At 57.5% G+C, this 19,475-nt stretch carries 16 protein-coding genes and 2 pseudogenes; 11 read left to right on the forward strand and 7 right to left on the reverse strand.

The features are described 5' to 3' along the window. Positions 1-2: 2 nt before the first annotated feature. From ptsP to OMP40_RS38465, 7 genes and pseudogenes are all read right to left on the reverse strand, one after another. Positions 3-1,835, reverse strand: a complete 1,833-nt coding sequence (gene ptsP, locus OMP40_RS38440) for a phosphoenolpyruvate--protein phosphotransferase (protein ID WP_277539492.1) — start codon at positions 1,833-1,835, stop codon at positions 3-5. 48 nt (positions 1,836-1,883) lie between these two features. Further along, positions 1,884-2,138 (reverse strand): HPr family phosphocarrier protein, encoded by a 255-nt coding sequence (locus OMP40_RS38445; RefSeq protein WP_277539493.1) that lies wholly within the window; start codon positions 2,136-2,138, stop codon positions 1,884-1,886. A 13-nt stretch (positions 2,139-2,151) separates the two neighbouring features. After that, the gene (locus OMP40_RS38450; protein ID WP_277539755.1) at positions 2,152-2,532 is read right to left on the reverse strand and encodes a glucose PTS transporter subunit EIIB; all 381 of its coding nucleotides are present in this window, start codon (positions 2,530-2,532) and stop codon (positions 2,152-2,154) included. Between the two features lie 195 nt (positions 2,533-2,727). Then, positions 2,728-3,681 (reverse strand): annotated as a pseudogene (locus tag OMP40_RS38455) (PTS transporter subunit EIIC); the annotation flags it as partial. Between the two features lie 229 nt (positions 3,682-3,910). Next, positions 3,911-3,994, reverse strand: a pseudogene (locus tag OMP40_RS42975) (PTS glucose transporter subunit IIA); the annotation flags it as partial. Positions 3,995-4,031: 37 nt separating this feature from the next. After that, the gene (locus OMP40_RS38460; protein ID WP_277539494.1) at positions 4,032-4,208 is read right to left on the reverse strand and encodes a PTS glucose transporter subunit IIA; all 177 of its coding nucleotides are present in this window, start codon (positions 4,206-4,208) and stop codon (positions 4,032-4,034) included. Positions 4,209-4,257: 49 nt separating this feature from the next. Next, complete coding sequence (locus tag OMP40_RS38465; RefSeq protein ID WP_277539495.1) at positions 4,258-5,109, reverse strand: PRD domain-containing protein; 852 nt, start codon at positions 5,107-5,109, stop codon at positions 4,258-4,260. Positions 5,110-5,624: 515 nt separating this feature from the next. Between OMP40_RS38465 and OMP40_RS38470 the strand changes: the two genes are divergently transcribed. The 11 genes from OMP40_RS38470 to OMP40_RS38520 all read left to right on the forward strand — a co-directional run bounded on the left by OMP40_RS38470 (position 5,625) and on the right by OMP40_RS38520 (position 19,468). Continuing rightward, positions 5,625-5,864, forward strand: a complete 240-nt coding sequence (locus OMP40_RS38470; protein ID WP_277539496.1) for a hypothetical protein — start codon at positions 5,625-5,627, stop codon at positions 5,862-5,864. 37 nt (positions 5,865-5,901) lie between these two features. Then, the gene (locus OMP40_RS38475; protein WP_277539497.1) at positions 5,902-6,960 is read left to right on the forward strand and encodes an extracellular solute-binding protein; all 1,059 of its coding nucleotides are present in this window, start codon (positions 5,902-5,904) and stop codon (positions 6,958-6,960) included. A 108-nt stretch (positions 6,961-7,068) separates the two neighbouring features. After that, positions 7,069-7,962 carry a carbohydrate ABC transporter permease gene (locus OMP40_RS38480; RefSeq protein ID WP_277539498.1) on the forward strand — a complete coding sequence of 298 codons (894 nt, stop codon included), beginning with the start codon at positions 7,069-7,071 and terminating at the stop codon, positions 7,960-7,962. 16 nt (positions 7,963-7,978) lie between these two features. Next, entirely contained in the window at positions 7,979-8,824 is an 846-nt protein-coding gene (locus OMP40_RS38485) for a carbohydrate ABC transporter permease (RefSeq protein ID WP_277539499.1), read from the forward strand. A 26-nt stretch (positions 8,825-8,850) separates the two neighbouring features. Next, the gene (locus OMP40_RS38490; protein ID WP_277539500.1) at positions 8,851-9,603 is read left to right on the forward strand and encodes a hypothetical protein; all 753 of its coding nucleotides are present in this window, start codon (positions 8,851-8,853) and stop codon (positions 9,601-9,603) included. Then, positions 9,521-14,479 carry an alpha-N-acetylglucosaminidase TIM-barrel domain-containing protein gene (locus OMP40_RS38495; protein ID WP_277539501.1) on the forward strand — a complete coding sequence of 1,653 codons (4,959 nt, stop codon included), beginning with the start codon at positions 9,521-9,523 and terminating at the stop codon, positions 14,477-14,479. Before OMP40_RS38490 ends, OMP40_RS38495 begins: the two co-directional genes overlap by 83 nt. Then, complete coding sequence (locus OMP40_RS38500; RefSeq protein WP_277539502.1) at positions 14,394-15,440, forward strand: S-layer homology domain-containing protein; 1,047 nt, start codon at positions 14,394-14,396, stop codon at positions 15,438-15,440. Before OMP40_RS38495 ends, OMP40_RS38500 begins: the two co-directional genes overlap by 86 nt. A gap of 542 nt (positions 15,441-15,982) precedes the next feature. Continuing rightward, complete coding sequence (locus tag OMP40_RS38505; protein ID WP_277539503.1) at positions 15,983-16,681, forward strand: response regulator transcription factor; 699 nt, start codon at positions 15,983-15,985, stop codon at positions 16,679-16,681. Further along, entirely contained in the window at positions 16,671-18,140 is a 1,470-nt protein-coding gene (locus tag OMP40_RS38510; RefSeq protein WP_277539504.1) for a sensor histidine kinase, read from the forward strand. Before OMP40_RS38505 ends, OMP40_RS38510 begins: the two co-directional genes overlap by 11 nt. Before the next feature lie 100 nt (positions 18,141-18,240). Continuing rightward, positions 18,241-18,636, forward strand: coding sequence for a hypothetical protein (locus OMP40_RS38515; protein ID WP_277539505.1), 396 nt, complete (start codon positions 18,241-18,243; stop codon positions 18,634-18,636). Positions 18,637-18,685: 49 nt separating this feature from the next. Further along, entirely contained in the window at positions 18,686-19,468 is a 783-nt protein-coding gene (locus tag OMP40_RS38520; protein WP_277539506.1) for a hypothetical protein, read from the forward strand. The last annotated feature ends 7 nt before the right edge of the window (positions 19,469-19,475 follow it).

Consider the following 19,475-nt stretch of genomic DNA (forward strand, 5'->3'; position numbering starts at 1 on the left):
ATCTACGAAGCCCCGCCCGCTGGGCCTGCTCCCACAAGAGCCGGCCCGCGGGCGGGGCTGTCTGATTTGCAGATGCTAAAACGGTCTAAGAGCTTGTATGGTAAAGCTCCGGAAAACGACTTTCGACGTATCGGCGGACGGACCGCGCGTCGTCCAGATCCATTGCGGCCTCGGCCGCCTGCTTCAAGAAGGCCTTGTCCCAGCGATCCGATTGCCGGCTGAGCTGCCATCCGATGGACGATAACGACTCGTTGCCGACGCTGAAAACGTCCAGGCCCATGCCGAGCAGAAGCGGCACGGCGGCGGTCTCGCCCGCCATCTCGCCGCATATGCTCACCTTTTTTGTTCAGGTCGTGCGCGCAGCGTATGATTCGATGAATGAGCCGCAGCAAGGCAGGCTGCAGCGGATCGAGCAGTTCCTTCATAGAAGGGGAATTCCGGTTGGCGGCCATCGTGTACTGGATTAAATCATTGGTGCCGATGCTGAAGAAGTCGGCTTCCCGCGCCAGTCTGTCGGCCATGATGGCGGCCGAGGGAACTTCGATCATCACGCCTCTTTCGATATGGCGGTTAAAAGGGATGCAAGACTGCGCGAGCTCCGATTGGACCTGTTCTACAACGGCGGTCGCTTGTCTCCATTCATCGACGGTGGAGATCATCGGGAACAGCAGCTTGACATTGCCGTATGCGCTGGCCCGCAGCAGCGCGCGCAACTGCGTGCGCAGCAGATCCTGCCTCTTTAATGAAATACGCATGCCGCGGTTGCCGAGAAAGGGATTGTCTTCTTCCTCGAGCTTGAGCAAGGAGAGCGGCTTGTCCCCGCCTACGTCCATCGTGCGGATCACGATCGGCGTTTGGGCCGGAAACGCCGACACGACTGCGCGATAAGCTTCGAACTGCTCGTCCTCCGAAGGGAAATTTTCCCTGCCCATAAATAAAAATTCGGTACGGAACAAGCCGATGCCGTCCGCTCCGTAATTTTGCGCGGCAACGGCCTCGGATACGGAGCTGATATTGGACATGAGGAGCGGCCTGTCGTCGCCAGCCGTTTGAAGCGGCAGCGGGAGAGCGCCTTGCGGCTTACAGCCGCCGGCTGCCGATACGGCTTGCCTGTCCTCTGCAAGCTGTCTTGCGGGAGGATCGACGGTCAACGTGCCGTTCGAGCCGTCGATCAGCACCGTCTGCCCGTCTCGAATGCTGCGCAGGTCCGCTCCGATCCCGACGACGGCCGGAATGCCTATCGACCGCGCGATGATGGCGAAATGCGAGGTAGCGCTTCCATGTACGACCGCTACGCCGGCTATCGTTCGTGGATCGAGCAGCACCGCCTCGGACGGCGACAGATTGTCGCACAGAAGAATCAGGCTTTCCGTGCCGACGATCTCTTCGAGCACGCCCTTCTCCCCCCTCAGCGCGCGAAGGATGCGTTGGATGACGTCCTCGATATCCGGCGCCCGTTCCTTGAAGGAAACCGGATCGAGCCTGTGCAACATACCGAGCGCCTCGGACATCGCTTCCTGAAGCGCCGCTTGACATGAAAAGTGCGCTTTTTCGATTTTGTCCCGCGCTTTTCCGATAAGCTCCCCATCCGCGAGCAAATATAATTGGACCTCTATAATATCGGCCTCTTCCGTGCGGCCATGCGCCAGCAGGGAGGTCCGGATCGCCGCCAACGCATCGCCGGATTGCTTGACGGCCGCATCGAATCGATCCAGCTCCGCCGGGACGAGCAGCGACGCAATCGTATCGGCCTCCGGCTGCCGCGCCGAGGCGGGTACTTGCATCGCGCGTCCCCACGACAAGCCGGCCGAGGCGGGAATTCCTTTCAACTGCATAAGCCATGCCTCCCAATTCCTATTCTGAACGGTCGTCGGCCGTCTCGCTTAGTGCTCTGCCGTCAGCACGGCCCCGATGGCTTCGACCGCCGCCTGCGAATCCTCGCCCTCCGCGACGACTTCGATCACGTCGCCGAATTTGGCGCCGATGGAGATCATGTTAACGAGGCTTTTCGCGAAAAACGAGGCTCCGTCCTTGACCAGGTAGCTGTCGGAGCTGTGGCGAACGGCGGCTTCTACAATTTTGAGCGCGGGACGCGCATGTATGCCCGACGGATTCATAACCGTATATTTTTTTTTCATCTTTGTTGCACTCCTACAAAATGGCTTTAATCTGATCCTTCAGCTTCTCGGCTTCCATCCCGAATACGGCTTGTACCGAGCCCTTGCCTAATCGGATGACGCCCAGCGCGCCCAGCCGCTTGAGCTCCAGATCGTCGACAAGTCGCTCGTCGTTTACCGTCAACCGCAGACGCGTGATGCAGGCGTCGATGCTGCTGATATTAGCCGACCCGCCGAAGGCTGCCGCTACTGAAGCCGCGAGCTCGCGTCTGCCGGCAGAATCGGCTGCGGAAACGAGCGGGCGCTTGTCATCGCCGGCGCGGGAGGTCGATTCGCCGCCGCCGTTCTTGCCGCCCGACTCATATTCGAAGCCCGCTATGACCGGAATGTCGTCGGGCTCCCGACCCGGGGTCATCAGATTGAACTTGACGATGATCACCCGGAACAGCGCGTAATAGAAGAGCGCGAAGCAGAAGCCGATGGGCAAGATGAGCAATGGCTTGGTAGCAAGCGGAAAATTGATGGCATAATCGATAAACCCGGCAGAAAAGCCGAAGCCGTGCCTTACGCCCAGTTCAACCGTAATGTATCCGCTGATTCCCGCAAGCAGCGCATGAATCACGTACAGGACGGGCGCTACGAACATAAACGCAAATTCCAGCGGTTCGGTGATGCCGGTCAAAAAAGGACGCAAGCGCGGCGCTTAAAAAAATCGAAGCGATCATTTTGCGTTTCTTGGCGCTGGCACTGTGGACGATCGCGAGCGCCGTGGCGGGGGAGCGCGAACATCATGATGGGAAAAAAACCGACCATAAGCAGCCCCGCTTGCTTGTCTTCGGCAAAAAAAACGATTCAAATCCCCTTTGACGATATGACCGGATGCGTCTACGTAGCTGCCGACCTGAAACCAGGCGATGTTGTTCAACACATGGTGAAGGCCGAAAGGCAGGAGCAGGCGATTGGCGGTAATATAGACGAAAGCGCCGATGCCGCCCAAGTCTATTACCCAGTCTCCGAAGCTGTCCAGCGCATGCTGGATGGGCCCCCAGAAGAAACCCAGCCCCACCGAGACGACGATCATGGCGCAGGAGGTGACGATCGGCACGAATCTTTTGCCTGAGAAAAAGCCGAGCCAGCCGGGCAGTTGAATCTGGTAATATCGCTTGTAAAAATAAGAGGCGACGAGTCCCGATAGTATGCCGCCCAGCACGCCCATATTCAAATCGTTCGCCATATGGGACCAGTCCGCGAACACGACAGGCATTCGGAGCATCACGTTGTCCAGCACCAGGTAGCCGACGACCGCGGCGAGCGCCGCCACGGCATCGCCGCCGATGCCGATCCCGATGCTGATCGCGAAGATCAGCGGCAGATGATCGAATATCGCGGACCCGCCCGCATCCAGAAAGGGAGCGATATAGCGGTTCAGCCAGTCCCCCCATTCGCCCATGCCGAAGTCCTTGGCATAATCGATGTTGCCGAACCGGAGCAAAATCGCCGCCGCCGGCAGCACCGCGACGGGCAGCATGAGCGATTTGCCGATTTTTTGCAAGATAGCCAGCATGCTTCGATCCCTCCCCGGTCAGGTCACTTGCTGAAGCAGAATTCGGAACGCGCGCGGTTCTCCGATGCGTATGTCCCGGTAACGGCAATCGACGGACGCGCTGAGCCGCTCCCCGCCTATCGCGATAAAGATGGCGCACGCGGGATAGCCCGCTTGGCGGATCAGGGGGAAGGTCGAACCGGAGCAAGGGCTGTCCCGGAGATACGCGATCGTTGGCTCTCACCAGCATATCGAAGCCTCTTCCGCGCAGATCGACCGTATCGATCCCGATATGGATCAGCAGCTGCATACCCGATTCATGCTTCAACAGCAAAGCGTGTTTGGTGTCGGCCGTGTGGCTGACGATTCCTTCAAAGGGGGGCGATCGCGATGTCGCCCGTCGGTTCGATCGCGACGCCGTCGCCCAGATAGCCGCGGGAAAAATTGTCGTCGCTTACTTCGCGAAGCGGGAACAGTCTGCCCGCGACGGGCGCAGCGGCTTCGATGGAGACCGTCCGCTGCTTCCATGTTCGAATAGGGCGGAACAATGGCGATCCCTCTCTCTCTCTAACCTGTCTGACAAGAATTTCATCGGTTTTAACTCGTCTCGAATAAACGATGCAGGTGAATCGCCATATAGCCGATTTCGTCTTGCGAGATATGTAAGTTCATTTCTTCCTCGATCAGCACCGCGATATCGGCGGCCAGCGCGAACGCTTCGGGGTAATTGACTTTGAGCTCGGACACGATCGGATTAATGACCCGGCGTCCGAGCATCAAGCGCTCGATGACGGCCCGCATATGCATGACGAGTCTGGCGTAGTCCTGGCTTGTCCGTTGAAGGGGAAAGCCCTTATGGTGTTCGATGTGTTCGACGATGCGGTTGACGAGTCCGGTGAGCTTGACCAATTGCCCGACCGAGGCGGTTCCGACGCAGGAATGGACGTGAAGCGCCAGAAATCCGATCTCGTCCTCCGGTATGGGGACGCCGAAGCTTTCGCTGATCATGACGGCCGCCTGCGCGGCGATCTCATATTCCTGGGGAAAGTTGATTTTCGTCTCGTGCAAAAAGGGATTATTGATATCCATGCCGTTTTGAAGCCGGTACAAGGCGAACTGAATGTGATTGGGAAGCGCAAAATAGACTTTGGGCTGAACAGGCGTACCCAGGCGCTCTTTAACGTTTTCGACGATTTTTTCCGAGATCAGGATGACCTCGGGATCGATGTTCTCGATCAAATCCTGAAATTCTTTGATCGGCTGCCGATCGTCAAGACGGTAGCGCTTTTCGATTCTCGGATCGGTCGTGCTGATCCATTCCAGACCCTTGGAAGCGAAGCCGAGACCCTTGCCGAAGAGCACATACTCGTTCGTCGTGCGGGGATCCACGGTCAGAATAACGTTATTGCCTACGATACGATCGATGCGCTGCCTTTCTTTCCCGATCAACTCTATCCCTCCTGACGACCGGCTCGTCGTTAAAAACATGGTTGGCGCATGCTTCGGCACGGCCAGGCCGCCGAAAAAAAAGAAAGCCGAAAATGCTTGCTCCCCAAAAAAAGAAGCCAGCACCCTCGGCTCATGCCTAGATGAACTAGTCGCACGCCAACAAGTTTAAATTATTAATATGATAAGTTAAATGACGTGAATCTGTCAAATCAAATCGAGTTAAAAGTGGAAGCGATCTCTTGAAAATTGTAAGCGGTTCAGAGGGGGGGGGAGACAACAAAATTCTAGGGTATTGACAATCGCTATAATCGGGAGTTATGATTCCGTTAGCCGAATACGTGAGAAAACATAACGTGCTACCGAAAGGGCATGAGTTATGCAAGCAATCTTTTGCTTGCCTGACTCATGCCCTTTTTTGCTTGCCCGCGTTTTCCGCCGTTGAAGGCCACTAAAAGGTGAGGGGTGCAACAAAATGAGATTAAAAAAGAACGGTAGCTAGCGGATTCGCGCTCTCGATGCTCCTGGCATCGGCAGCATGCGGCAACGCGAACAACAACAACGCAAGCGGGAGCTCGGTCGCCGCTTCGCCGGCCGCTACGGCCTCCGCATCGGCGACTGCATCGGCCACCGACGGCGGCGCCGAGCAGAGCGGGCTGAAGGGCGACTTCGAGATCCAGTACTTCGTCGGCGGCTACGGAGACGCCTGGTGGAAGGAAGTCATCGAAGGCTTCCAAAAAAGCGAATCCGGAACTTAAAATCACGCAATCCGCGGGACCTAACATCAACGAGCAAATGCGGCCCCGCTGGATCTCGGGCGACACGCCGGACGTCGTCTACATCGACGGCGCGGGCTCGAACGAGCGTCAGATGATCGACGACGGACAACTGATGGACATCACCGATTTCCTGAAGGATACGACCAACGCGGACGGCAAGAAGCTGACGGACATTCTCATCTCTCAGCCGACGAAGTATGCGGGAGACAAAAATTATACGCTTCCGCTCGTGTTCGGCTCATGGGGACTGTTCTACGATAAAGCGCTGTTCAAGGAAAAGGGCTGGACGGCGCCGACCAACTGGAGCGAGTTCGTGCAGACGAGCGAGCAGATCAAAGCCTCGGGCATCTCGGCCTTGATTCATACGGGCGTCTATCCTTACTACATCAACGGCGGTCTGGTCGATTCGGCGATGGTCGCCGCCAACGGCGGCGACGGCTCGATCCTGACGAAGCAAGCGAGCCTCGAAGAAGGCAGCTTCTCCGGTCCTGCGGTGCAGAAGGCGCTGTCCCAGGTCGAGGAGCTGGTGAAAAAGGGTCTGATCGATCCGGGCGCGGTATCGCTCAACCATACCGACTCGCAGATCCAGTGGCTGCAGCATAAAGCCGCGTTCATCCCGAGCGGATTGTGGCTGGAAAACGAAATGAGCAAGGACATTCCTTCGGGCTTCGAATTCGGCTTCATCCCGTCCGTGGCGCAGGACGCGGGTCAGAACAGCATCGTCATCCCTTATACCAACACGATCGCGATCTCCAAGAGCGCGAAAAATCCGGAAGCGGCCAAAGCGTTCCTGCAATACGCGTTCACGGAAGCGAACGCCATCCGCTGGGCCGAACTGACGGGCGCCCTGATGAACGTCAAGGCGGATCTCACCGACACGTCCGCCAGCGAAGTGGTTAAGGAAGCGATGGGCTTCTTCAATTCGGACAAGACGACGGTCGCGCCGGTCGCCGTCCTCAATGCCGACGTCGAGAAGGCGAAGCAGGATGCGACGATCGCGCTGGCGACCGGCCGCATCACGGCGGCGCAATGGATGGAGCGACTTGAGGCCGCAGCCGCCAAAGCCCGCAAATAACGACGGCCGCGCCTTGCGCGGTTCACCGATCGAGGCAGGACGTTCCGCGCGGAACGTCCTCCTTTACTGGCGGTCCGATCGACGAATGCAAGAAGGAAGGTATGCACAATGAAGCAATCCGCAAGACGCAGAATTTTTTACGCCGTTTTTCTGCTTCCGACTTTTCTCTTTTTCTGCGTTTTTACGTTATATCCGATTTTTAGAGGCGTGCAGCTGTCTTTCTTCGACTGGTCGGGCGGCACGAAAGAGATGGATTTCATCGGACTGGACAATTACAGGGAAATGCTGCGCGATCCGATCGTCGGAACGGCGGTCGCCAACGACTATTTTCTGGTTCTCTTTAAAGTTATCGGCATCATGCTGCTGGCCACGATATTCGCGGTTGCCGTCACCAGGCTGAACGTCCGGGGGAAAAATCTGTATCGCGTCCTGTTTTTCATTCCGAATGTCATCTCCGTCGTCGTCATCGGCGTGCTGTGGAGATACGTGTACAATCCTAACCTTGGCTTCCTCAACTCGTTCCTCTCGCTGTTCACCGCGGAACGGGTGCAGACGGCTTGGCTGGGCGAGCCTCATACGGCGATGCCGTCGCTGCTGTGGCCGTCCATTTGGGCAGGAATCGGTTTTTATATGATATTGCTTGTCGCGGCGATTCTCTCTATTCCTTCGGATCTCTACGAAGCGGCCGACCTGGACGGCGCCTCCCAATGGCGGCAGTTCCTGTCCGTCACGCTGCCGCTCATGTGGGAGCAGATGAAGGTGAGCATCCTGCATATCGTGATGACGACGCTGAACGGCTCCTTCATCCTCGTATGGATCATGACGGAGGGCGGGCCGGACAATTCGACGCAGGTCATGGGCTCGTACCTGTACCAGATGGGTTTCAGGCAGTATCACATGGGCTACGCGGCGACGATTGGGGTGCTCATCCTGGTGCTGTCCCTGCTGACCACCCTCATCTTGCAGCGCGTATTGAAGCGGGACACGATTGAAATGGCATGAGGAGTGAAACCGTACGATGATGTTAACGAAACAAAACCCGCTGTCGCGGCTGCTCACGTATATCCTGCTGCTGCTCTGGACCGCGGCGGTCGTGTACCCGCTGGTATGGACGCTGTTCGGCTCGCTGAAAAACAATACGCAGTTCATGCTGAAGAAGCCTTGGGCGTTGCCCGAATTTCCGCTCCTGTGGGAGAACTTTACTTATGTATGGCAAAAATACGGATTTCAAAGCTTCTTCGCCAATTCGATCATGGTAACGGCCGGCAGTATCCTGCTATCGCTGTTTCTCTCGGCGACGACGGCATACGTATTGGCCCGATTCAAGATCAAGGGCGGCCAAGTGCTGTATTACCTTTACCTGTCCGCCATGATGATCCCGATGATCCTGGGACTTATTCCGCTGTTTTTCTTGCTGAACGATATGGGGCTCATCAACAAAATTCCCGGCTTGATCCTGGTGTACACGGCCAGCGCGCTGCCCTTCGGCATCTTCGTCATGGTCAGCTTCTTCAAGTCGCTGCCCAAGGAGCTAGAAGAAGCGGCGTACATCGACGGCGCCGGCCATGCACGAACCTTCTGGTCCGTCATGCTGCCGCTGGCCCGGTCGGGCATGATCTCCGTCGGCATTATGAACGGCCTCAACATTTGGAACGAGTATATTATGGGATCGGTTCTCGTGAACAAGCCGAACCTGTACACGCTGCCCGTGGGACTGGCCGTCATGCAGAACGAGATGCAGTATCGTACGGAATGGGGGCCGCTGTTCGCGGGCCTGCTGCTTTCCATTTTGCCCGTACTCATTGTCTATATCGTCTTCCAAAGACATATCGCCGAGGGCGTCACGGCCGGTGCCGTGAAATAATCCGATTCCGAGAGGGAGTTCTGTCCATGCGATTAAGGTTAAAGACATTCATCATCGGTTTAATCGCTGCGATCCTGTTTTCCAGCGTGCCCGTCTATGCGGGAGCCGAAGCCGCGGACGGCACGGACTTATCCGTCGTGCAGAATGCCGATCAGAACGATGGGGGCTTCTCCGTCATGAATGTCGTCTATGGGACTCCGGTAGATTACCCTGTGTTCGAAGACGGTTTTGTCCGAAAATCCAAAGGCACGACCAATTACAGCTATGAAAGCATCACGTCGGCGCATGGGGCGCAGTACGCGAACCAAGGCATCACGGTCCTGAATTCGAAATACTACGGGACCGACGAAATTATCGCGGCGATGAAGATCAAGCTGCCGACGAAGACGGAAATCGAAGAACAAAAGCTGAACCGCTTCGAATTCGTGTTTAATCTCTTTAAAAACGCCAACTACAATACGGGCAATCAATCTTATATATTCCATTATTCGACGAACACGAGCTGGAGCGAAGCAACCTTAACCTGGAACAACAAGCCGTCCTTCCTGGACAGAACCGACAGCAATATCCTGTTCCAGTTCGACATCGCCCAGGGCAACGAATATGAGTTCAAATCGGATGCCGAAAAGAAAATAACGACCGACGTCTCCGAGACGATCATCCGATTGGCCAACGAAGGCGTAGGGGGAGATCACGGTGTTCGCAACGGCGAAAAACAGCCTGGACACCTCGATCCTCATCCACAGCAAAGAGACGCGGGACGAGACGAAAAGGCCTAAACTGGTCGGCACGAGCGTAACGGTCACCGACCCGGATCCGGATCCCGATCCCGATCCAGATCCCGATCCGAGCGATCCGGTCGATCCAAGCGACGCCGCCAACATCGCTTACCAGAAGCCGGCCAGAAGCAACCTGTCCAAGAATCAGGCGGCCCTGGTGACGGACGGCGATCTGACGTCGTCATGGAGCGGCATCTATTATCCGTCCTACGTCGATATCGATCTGATGGATCAATACGATCTGAGCGAGCTCAAGGTGTTCGCGCCGGCGGGCAAGGTGACCTCCTACACGGTCTACGGCAGCAACGACGGCGCGGCGTACGACAGACTTTACCAGAAGCGGACCAAAACCGCCGCGACGGCGGACGGCGACCGGATCGTCTTCGATCAGAAAGCCTCCTACCGGATCATCCGCGTCTACATGGAGTACACGCAGGGGGACAACAAGGCGTACTTGGCCGAAGTTCGCGCTTACGGCGCCAAGACGAAGACGAATACCGCGCCTCTGCGCACGGGATCGCTCGAGGAGATTCTCGGCGTCAAGGCGTACAAGGATACGGACTATGCCAAGACGATCACGCTCGAGGAAACCTATGAAAACATTTACGGCATCGTTGAGCGCACGGTAGGCCCGCAATACCGCAGCTGGTTCTCGTTCGAAGTGGCGCCGAATACGGCCAACGGCAGCGATTACTTTGAACTGAGCGATCAAGGCGGCAAGGTTCATATCAAGGGCAATAAAGGCATCTCGATTACGACGGGCTTGAATTATTACTATAAAAATTATCTGAACGTGCAAATCTCCGAGCAGACGATGCAGGTTGCCATGCCGGCCCAAATCGTACCGATCGGAAGCACGGTTCGCAAGGAAACCGAGTATAAAATTCGCTATGCCTTCAATTACTGTACGCTGAGCTACACGTTCGCTTTCTTCGGCGTGGACGACTGGCAGCGGGAGAACGACTGGCTGGCTTTGAACGGCGTCAACGTCGTCCTGGACCTGGCGGGCCAGGAAGCGACCTGGGTTAAGTTCCTTATGAACTTCGGCTACTCGTTCGACGACGCGAAGGACTGGCTGACGGGTCCGTCCTACAACGCCTGGCAGTTCATGTCCAATATGGAGGCGTTCGGAGGCCCGGTCCCGGACGGCTATATCAACGATCGCGTAGAGCTGGCCCGAAGCACGCAGCGCTGGAAGACCGCGCTGGGCATGCAGACCGTTCTTCAGGGCTATGCGGGTATGGTGCCGACCAACTTTAACGAGTTTCAGCCTGCGGTCGAGGTGATCAAGCAGGGCTCGTGGAACGGCTTCAGCAGACCGGACATGATCGCGACCGATTCGGCGCTGTACGACCAGTATGCCAAGCTGTTCTACGAAGCGCAGGACTTCGTATACGGCAAGACGTCCCATTACTATGCGGCGGATCCGTTCCATGAAGGCGGCAAAAGACCTTCCGGCCTGAGCGACGGCACGATCGCCGCCGAAGTGCTGAATTCGATGCTCGAATACGATCCGGAAGCCGTGTGGATGGTGCAGGGCTGGCAGAGCAATCCGACCAATGCGCTGCTGAACGGAATGGGCGACCGCAAGGAAGATCACGTCGTCATCATCGACCTGATCAAGTATCCGATCGCCAGCTGGACCAAATACAATAAAACCTCCTACGACAGCACGAAACTCGACGCGGTCGAGTTCAACGGCACGAACTGGGTATGGGGCCTGCTCGCGAACTTCGGCGGCAATCCTTCCATGCACGGCCAGATGGCCGCGATGGTCAACGATATTCAGAACGCGAAAAAGACGAGCACGCATATGAAAGGCCTGGGCATCATCTCCGAAGCGCAATACGACAACCCGATCATGTACGATCTCATCTTCGATCTGGCTTGGGCGGACAGCGCGTTTAATCTGGATCAATGGATCGGCAAGTACCTCGAGCGAAGATACGGCGGGATCTCCGCGAACGCGAAGCTGGCGTGGAACATCATGAAGGATGCCAACTACAACTACGGGGTCCGGTTCACGACGCAGATCTTCGGCATGAAAAACACGACGCCGCAAAGCTACGGCAAGCAAAGCATCGCGTACGGAGCCGAAAAGCTCGAATCGGCGTACCGCCTGCTCGCGGCGGAGTTCGACAAGTTTAAGAACAGCGAGGCTTATCTGTACGACATGACGGAAATCATGCGGCAGCTCGTCAGCAATTACGCCGTGCTCGCCTACAACGACGTGCTGACCGCCAAGGATGCCAAAGACCTTGCGGCGTTTAAAAAGGCGAAGGACGATTTCCTGAAGTCGTTTGACTTGCTGAATGCCGTTCAGGCGACGCAGCAGGATCAGCTGGCCGGCGAGTGGATCGGCAAGGCGCGCGACCTGGCGGCGCCTTACGACGACTTCGCGAAGGACGCCTTCGAGATGAATGCTAAAGCCCTGATCACCACATGGGGGTCGAGGCAGTCGAACGGAAGTCTCAAGGAATACGGCTGGAGAAACTACGAAGGCATGTTCCTCGATATCTACAAAAACGTATGGGAAACGTATCTGAACAAGGTACAAGCCAACCTGGAGTCGGGCAGCGCGATCAGCACGGTCTCCGTGTCCGGTTACTTCGACATTTATTGGGACTGGGTGCTGGGCAAGCAAAATTACAACCGGGACGCCAAAGATTCGGCCACGGATCTTCGCGACGTCATCGATCTGGTGACCGCGAGCGCGATGCTGTCCGGCGCGCTCGACCCGAACATCGGCAATGTCGCGCTAGGCCGGGCAACCGTCGCCGACACCAAAAACGTCGTCGGCAAGCTGGAGGCTGCCACGGACGGCAAGCTGGATACGAAGGTCGCCGTACAAGCCGGCGGCGGGGTCGCGAATCCTTCGCTGACCATCGATCTGGTCGGACGCTTCCAGCTGTCCAAGATTCAGGTGGCTGTCGACAGCCTGACCTTCGACAAGTACGAGGTGTACGTCAGCAACGACAAGAGCGCATGGCAAAAAGCGGGAGAGGTGGCTGCGGGCAGCGTCTCGGACACGGCCGACGAGTTGTCCCTGCCGAATCTTGAAGGAAGATACATCAAGATTCAAGCGGTCTCGAACGGCGCCGGCAGCGGCCAAGCCCAGGAGCTTGCACTCAAGGAAGTCAGAGCGTACGGCGAACGAATCCTGCCTACGCTGGCGGATCTGAGCGTCCTGGTCGGCTATGCGAAGACGATCAATACCGACGCCAGCGAGCCGGGTGCCATCAATGGCTTTAAAGCGGCCTTGCAGACCGCGGAAACAGCCATCGCCAACAACGCGGCGGTGGACGAAGTGAACAGCGTCTACTGGAATTTTTACGAGACGATCATCAAGCTCAACCTGAATGCCCTGAAAAACGTGGCCTACAACAAGCCGATCACCGCGCACAACGATCCAGGGGGCAATTCCCAAAGAGCGGTGGACAACAGCAAGGATACCGTATGGGATTCGGGAAGATTAAGCGCGACCGGCCTGCCGTACGAAACGAAGATTACGCCGGGCTGGGCGATCGTCAATCTTGGCGATGTGTACGACATTCACGAGATTCAAGTTATTTTCGGCAACAACAATCAAGGCTACTGGCATAATTACGAGCTGTACGGCAGCCTGGATGGCCAATCGTGGACGAAGCTTGCGGAAAAAACGTCCAGAAACACGCCAAGCGAGGCGGAGGACTACCACAAGCTGGAGAACGTGAAGGCCAGCCAGATCCGAATCGCGACGACCGATATTCAGGAGGTAAGCGGCAAAAGAGCGAGCTATCAGGTGGCCGAATTGCGGGTGCTGGGGACGGACCTGGACACGGTGACGGAAGTAATCGAAGCCGACGATGTGCGCGTACCGTACGGTACGACCGCAGAAGAGCTGCCGGCGCTGCTGCCGGCAACGGTCGAGGTCAAGCTGAAAAACGGAAGGACGGACGCGGCGGCTGTCGCGTGGAACGTCGGCGGTTCCGCCTATGACGGGACAAAGCCGGGCGAATATACGATCGCGGGTACGCTTCCGTCGGAGCTGTACAATCCGAATGGGCTGTCGGCGCGCGTGAAGGCGATCGTAGCCGAAGCGGCGCCGGATGCGGCGGCGGAAGTGACCGGCGCGGCGGATGTGCGGGTTCCGCACGGTACGACGGCCGAAGCATTGTCCGCGCAGTTGCCGGCTGCGGTCCAAGTGAAGATGACGAGCGGGAAGACGGAAGCGACAGCGGTAACGTGGAATATCGCAGGAGCTTCGTACGACGGTACGACGCCGGGCGAATACACGATTAACGGTACGCTCCCGTCGGGCCTGTACAATCCGAATGGGCTGACCGCGCAAGTGAAGGTCATCGTTGGGGAGCCGGAAGTTCAGGCGCCGCCGAACTGGCCGAGCGGCAGCGCATTGCAAGCGACGAACGTCGGACGGACGCAGTTGACGCTGACGTGGACGGCCGCCGAGGATCAGGGCGGGGTGACGGCTTACAACGTTTACCTCGGTGACAGGCTGGCAGGCACGACTCAAGGGGTCGTCACGTCGCTTAGCGTCACGGGCTTGTCCCCGGGCAGCGCGTACACGTTCAAGGTGGAGGCCGGCAATGCGCTCGGCAAGTGGAGCGCGAACGGGCCTTCGGTCACCGCGACGACGGAACGCGAGTCCGATCCGGGAAATCCGGGCAACCCGGGAAGCAACCCAGGTAATCCGGGTACGCCGGGCAACCCCGGCAATCCGGGCGCTCCGAATGAGATTGCAGTCGCCAAGCCCGAAGTGGGCAGCGACGGCGTCGCCAAGGCGCGCATCGATGCGGAAGCTTACAAAAAAAGCGGCCGCCGGCGGCGCGAATGTCGTGATCACGCTGGCCGAAGCGCCGAACGCGGCGGCCTATGAAGTCAACCTTCCGTCTAGCGCGTTGGCGGGCGGCGGCAGCAAGCGGGCCCTGGAGATCCGCACCCCGCTGGGTACGATCTCTGCGACATCCGATCTATTGTCTGGCGTCGCGACGGGCGCCGCCGAAGTATCCCTGTCGATCGCGAAGGCGAATCGGGGAACGGGCGTCGACATCGCGCTCAAGGCAGACGGTACGGCGCAGGCATGGCGCGACGCCAAGTCGCCGCTCAACGTATTCATGCCTTACGCGCCGACGGCGGCGGAACTGAACGATCCGGCGCATATGATCGTATGGTATACGGACGCAGCAGGCGCGAGGACCGCGATCGCGTCCGGCAAGTACGATGCCGAGCGAAAGGGCATGATCTTCGACGCGGAGCAGACGGGCAGCTACGACGTCCAATACGTGCACAAGACTTTCGACGATATACAGCGCTATGTCTGGGCGCAGCAAGCGATCGAGCAGATGGCGTCCCGCGGCATCATCCAGGGTACGACGGCAGAGACGTTCAATCCCGGATCGGCGATCAAGCGGGCTGACTTTATCGTACTGCTGGTACGCACGCTCGGCTTGAAGGCAGAAGCGGCGGGCAACTTCGCCGACGTGGCGGCCGGTGCCTACTATGCCGAGGCTGTGGCTGTCGCCAAGGCGCTCGGGATTACGCAGGGAACCGGCGCCAACCAATTCAAGCCTTCGCAATCGATCTCCAGGCAAGAGATGATGGTCCTGATCGACCGCGCGATGCAGGCGGGCGGACGCTCTCTTGCGGATGGGGCCGTCAGCGATCTGGATCGGTTCAAGGACGGCGGAGCGATTCCGGGCTACGCACAGCAAAGCGTGGCGAACCTGGTGAAGAGCGGCCTTGTGCAAGGCAAGGCAGGCGGCATCGATCCGACCGGCCAGGCGACGCGGGCCGAGATCGCGGTGCTGATCGAACGTCTTTACCGATACGGTTCGTAATCACGAATGCCGGGAACTGTCACAAAGGCCCTTTAAAGTTGAAGTCGCATGCTGAAATGAAGCCGAAATGAAGCCGAATAGCCAAACGGGACGAAGCAGCGTATTTTCCTGCTTTGTCCCGTTTGCGTTTTTGGACTATGGCTAATTTCTTGAGCAGATTATGGGAAAGACAAAGCGATCCGACCTCCAGGCTTACCTTGGGCAAGCCCTCGAAGCAGGACAGCCTCCCTTGCGCTTACGCCGCGTCTAATAACTGTTAAAAAGCCATTATTTTTCTTGAATGCGACGTCCTGGGGGAAAAAAGTGTCGAAGCGCTTTTGAACACTTATTGCTCCTCAGCTCCCCGCTCAACTGTGTCAAGATCAGCGTAGTCGCGCCTGACCTCTAAGGTCGGTTCATGAACCTTTTTGAGACAGCCTCTCCTGGGTATTCCCCTTTACATAGCCCCCTGCGTGTCATAGCATTATGGGCGAAAACGATTAATTGCTATAATCCGGCGCGGCAGCGGCCGCGTTGGGTCATCACGGAAACGGAGGAAGCCCATGCACGAAAAAATAATGGTCATCGAGGACGAGCGAAAAATCGCCGACGCCATCGCCTATGCCTTAAAGCGGGAGGGCTATGAGGTCGAGACGGTTTACGACGGCGGCGAGGCGCTGGCCAGGCTTAGCATTTACCGGCCCGATGCCATCGTGCTGGACGTGATGCTGCCGGGCATGGACGGGTACGATATTCTTAAAAAGCTGCAAAATAAAGCGCGCATCGGCGTCATCATGCTGACGGCCAAGGAAGACATCGTCAACAAGGTGCTCGGGCTGGAGCTTGGCGCGGACGATTATATGACCAAGCCGTTCGATATGCGGGAGCTGCTGGCGCGGCTGAAGTCGCTGCTCCGCAGGATGCAAGCCGCCGGCGACACGGAGGATGCCGCCGAGATCGAGCTTGGCGGCGTCGCGCTGCACATCGGAAAAAGGCGGGCGACGGCGGGCGGAAGACCGCTCGATCTGACGCCCAAGGAGTTCGACCTGCTGGCGCAGCTCGCGGCCCGCCCGGGAATGGTTTTCACGCGCGAACAACTGCTGGACCTGGTGTGGGGCATGGACTTCGCCGGCGGCACGCGAACCGTCGATATCCACGTGCAGCGGATTAGAAAAAAACTGGGCGAGGACTGCAGCGACGTTATCCAGACCGTGCACGGGATCGGCTACAAAGCCGCGGGAGGCGGGCGTATTGAGAATTAGCATCAAGCTCAAAACGAGCGTTTTTCTGGCTGCGCTGCTGCTGTTGACGGTCGTCGTCATGAGCTTGCTCGTGCTTCGGGGAATTCAGAGCAATCAGCGGACGCAGGTCGAGCAACTTTTGGCGCAGCAAGCTTCGACGGCGAATACGTATCTGTATCAGTCGCTGACGGCAGAGTCGAACAAGGTGCCCGAGACGTACCTCGCTTCGAAGGGAGCGGATTTCGGCAAGAAACTGGAGGATATCAGCGGACAGACGGTCGAGCTATACGATCAGGAAGGAAAGGCCATTTATAAAAACAAGACTGGCACCGTGTCAGAGGGCATCGCACGCACGCTCGCCTACGCCTTGAAGCAGAAAACGGCTTACCTGGTCGAAGGCAATTCGCTTTATTATCTGGCCCCTCTGGTCGTCGCCAACGAGCAGGTAGGCGTCGTGCAGTTTTATTATGATCTGGCTGCGAACGACGTTTTTTACCACGAGATCAGGCAGCTTTTCGTGTATATCGGCGCCGGTACGTTTTTGCTCAGCTTTATTTTGGCTTATTTTTATTTTAACGCGCTCTCAGGCAGCATTATCAAGCTGAATCGGGCGGTGAACCGGATCAGGGAAGGCAGCTACGAGACGGCCGGTTTGAAGCGCAGGGACGAGATCGGCGAGCTTGGCGAAGGCATTCGCATGATGAGCGAGCGTATCAGGCAGACGATCCGGGACAAGGACGACGAGCGGGAAAAGCTGAAGCTGGCGGTCGACAAGCTGTCCAAGCTGGATCAACAGCAGAAGGAGTTTATCGGCAATGTCACGCATGAATTCAAAACGCCCTTAACGTCGATTAAAGCCTATCTTGACCTCATGGACATGTATCCGGACGACTTGGAGCTGCTGGAGACGGCCAAAGCGAACATTGCGAGCGACACGCAGCGCTTGTACGAAATGGTCGAAAAGGTGCTGCGGCTGTCCGCGCTGGAGAAATACGATTTTGAATTTTCAAAGGAAAAGGTGGATGTGCGTCGGACGATCGCGTCGGTGCTTGGCAGTCTGCAGGGCAAGATGGACAAGTTCGGCCTTCATTTGGAGACGAACCTGTCTGAGGCGAGCGCGGATGCGGACGGCGACAGCTTGACGATCGTGCTGATGAATTTGCTGGATAACGCGATCAAGTACAACAAGCCGAAGGGGAGCATTCGGGTAAGCTGCGCGGAACGAGACGGACAGGTGGTCATCGAGATCGCCGATACGGGCATCGGCATTCCGCAAGCGGTCGTGCACAAGATTTTCGAACCTTTTTATACGGTAGACAAGAACCGGTCGCGGGAAAACGGCGGCGCCGGCCTGGGTCTCTCGCTGGCGAAAAAATATGCCGAAATGCAAGGCGGCTCCATCGCGCTGCTGCGTTCGGATGCGGAGGGGACGACGTTCAGCGTCGCGTATCCCGCCTGGGGCGGCGGCGAATCCTCATAACGCTCAAACATTTACGATATGTTTGTTTACATTTTCGAAACAATCGGTCGTACTTTGTCAACATTCGGCTGGTAAATTGAATGGCAAGGAGGGGATAACAATGAAAGCAAACGTATTGAAAATCGCAGTCGCCGTTCCGGCGCTGCTCCTGACGCTCGCCGCGTGCAGCGACAATAAGGCCGGTAACCGGGAAGTGATCAAGGAGCCCGGCAAATCGATAACGGTCATCGAAAATAACGGCAAGCCTTCGTCGGTGCCCGACGTATCCGTCGTAACGTCCGATCCGCACGCGCATGTCGCGATTACCGATTGGCTCGACGAAGAGACCGTGATCGCGGTCAAAACCAACGAGTCGCTGGGCAAGATGAGCCTCGCGGAGCTGGCGGATGCCTATCCGAGAAGCCTTTACCGCTACAATCTCGGTACGAAGCAGTTCGAACCGCTGAAAGAACAAAAGGACGCGAATTTGGGAGACGGGGGAGCTGTCGCCGGATAAAAAGCATCTGCTTTACAGCGAGTTTTCGCTGGGCGATCCGATCTACCGCGTGCTGGATCTTGCGACCAAGGATTCGTTCGCCATTACTGGCGGTCCGACGGCAGGCGCCATGAGCGCGCATTGGACGGACGACGGCCGGGTGATCGGCGCCGCCTACAGCGGCGGAGCCTATACGGCCGGCACGGACGGCAAGATCGAAGCCGTTAAGGGGCTTCCGGCGGAGGGACTTATCGTCGTCCGCCAGATGAACGGCAAAGTTTATTACACCTCCAATGCGGACGAATCGCTGCACATGGCGGACCCGGCCACCGGTACGCAGACCGATCTGAACCTGGCGCGCGTATCCGATCTGGTGCCGTCTCCGGACGGCAAGCAGATGCTCGCGCTGCAGTACAACGATTCCAAAATAACGTTGACGATGTACGATGCCGACGGGAAAAACCCGAAGGTCATCGCCGAAGGCACGGAGCTCAGCGGCGTCTCCTGGTCGCCGGATCAGCGGCTGATCGCGTACGGCATAAAGAGCGCCGCGTCCGGCACGAACGTGATGGGCCTCTACGTGTACGACCTGCTCGCCGGCAAGGCGACCAGCATCGCGTTGGATGTCGAAAATCCGCAGACGGTCTGGAGTCCTTCGGGAAAGGCGCTGGCTTACTCGGTATGGGACGGCAGCGAGTTCAACAGCAGCGTCGTGCATTTGGCGGTCGGGGGGTTAACCAAACTTTATGGCTGTCTGATCGTTCGTTCACTTGCAAGATCGTTCCTGCCCGGCCGTAACGGCCTGGAGGGGGACGATCTTTTTTGTCGTCGTCTCCTGTCTCGAATTTTTTAGTATTTGT

The sequence above is a fragment of the Cohnella rhizosphaerae genome (assembly GCF_029525575.1).
Taxonomy (GTDB): domain Bacteria; phylum Bacillota; class Bacilli; order Paenibacillales; family Paenibacillaceae; genus Cohnella; species Cohnella rhizosphaerae.

Coding starts and splice junctions, on each gene's coding strand:
- OMP40_RS38470 (WP_277539496.1), top strand. CDS start 5,625: ATGCTCCTGGCATCGGCAGCATGCGGCAACGCGAACAACAACAACGCA.
- OMP40_RS38505 (WP_277539503.1), top strand. CDS start 15,983: ATGCACGAAAAAATAATGGTCATCGAGGACGAGCGAAAAATCGCCGAC.
- OMP40_RS38515 (WP_277539505.1), top strand. CDS start 18,241: ATGAAAGCAAACGTATTGAAAATCGCAGTCGCCGTTCCGGCGCTGCTC.
- OMP40_RS38485 (WP_277539499.1), top strand. CDS start 7,979: ATGATGTTAACGAAACAAAACCCGCTGTCGCGGCTGCTCACGTATATC.
- OMP40_RS38475 (WP_277539497.1), top strand. CDS start 5,902: ATGCGGCCCCGCTGGATCTCGGGCGACACGCCGGACGTCGTCTACATC.
- OMP40_RS38445 (WP_277539493.1), bottom strand. CDS start 2,138: ATGAAAAAAAAATATACGGTTATGAATCCGTCGGGCATACATGCGCGT.
- OMP40_RS38480 (WP_277539498.1), top strand. CDS start 7,069: ATGAAGCAATCCGCAAGACGCAGAATTTTTTACGCCGTTTTTCTGCTT.
- OMP40_RS38450 (WP_277539755.1), bottom strand. CDS start 2,532: ATGACCCCGGGTCGGGAGCCCGACGACATTCCGGTCATAGCGGGCTTC.
- OMP40_RS38500 (WP_277539502.1), top strand. CDS start 14,394: ATGCGGAAGCTTACAAAAAAAGCGGCCGCCGGCGGCGCGAATGTCGTG.
- OMP40_RS38490 (WP_277539500.1), top strand. CDS start 8,851: ATGCGATTAAGGTTAAAGACATTCATCATCGGTTTAATCGCTGCGATC.
- ptsP (WP_277539492.1), bottom strand. CDS start 1,835: ATGCAGTTGAAAGGAATTCCCGCCTCGGCCGGCTTGTCGTGGGGACGC.